This window comes from Salinicola rhizosphaerae, from assembly GCF_014652715.1.
GTDB lineage: Bacteria > Pseudomonadota > Gammaproteobacteria > Pseudomonadales > Halomonadaceae > Salinicola > Salinicola rhizosphaerae.
Genome location: NZ_BMZI01000006.1, coordinates 397,878 through 398,356 on the forward strand (window position 1 = coordinate 397,878; position 479 = coordinate 398,356).

Consider the following 479-nt stretch of genomic DNA (forward strand, 5'->3'; position numbering starts at 1 on the left):
CCAGGGCGGAAAAGGTCTTGTAGAGCTCAGCTGACAAGCGTGCCGAGCGTTTCCAAACCTGCAATCTTTCAAAATTCATGAATTCACTCCAAGCCGCAAGCCAATAAAAAAGCGCTTTTACCTGCAGAATCAAAAGGTTCTGGCTTTTGATCTTTCTTACAGCTTAAAGCTTATGGCTTCCAGCTCTCTAACGCGCCTCTGGCGCGTTAGAAGTACCCTTCGCGCTTTTTCTTCTCCATCGAGCCCACCTGATCCTTGTCGATGGCGCGGCCGGAGCGCTCTGAGGTGCGGGTGAGCAGCATCTCCTGGATGATCTCGGGCAGCGTGGCGGCTTTGGATTCCACGGCGCCGGTCAGCGGGTAGCAGCCCAGCGTACGGAAGCGCACCCACTTCTCTTCGGGCACTTCGCCCGGTTCGAGCGGCAGACGCTCGTCGTCGACCATCACCAGCATGCCGTCGCGCTCGACCACCGGGCGCGG

The 479-nt window shown here is 57.8% G+C and carries 1 pseudogene; it reads right to left on the bottom strand.

The features are described 5' to 3' along the window. Window positions 1-206: 206 nt before the first annotated feature. Window positions 207-479: pseudogene (locus IE125_RS15120) on the bottom strand (sulfate adenylyltransferase subunit CysD); the annotation flags it as partial.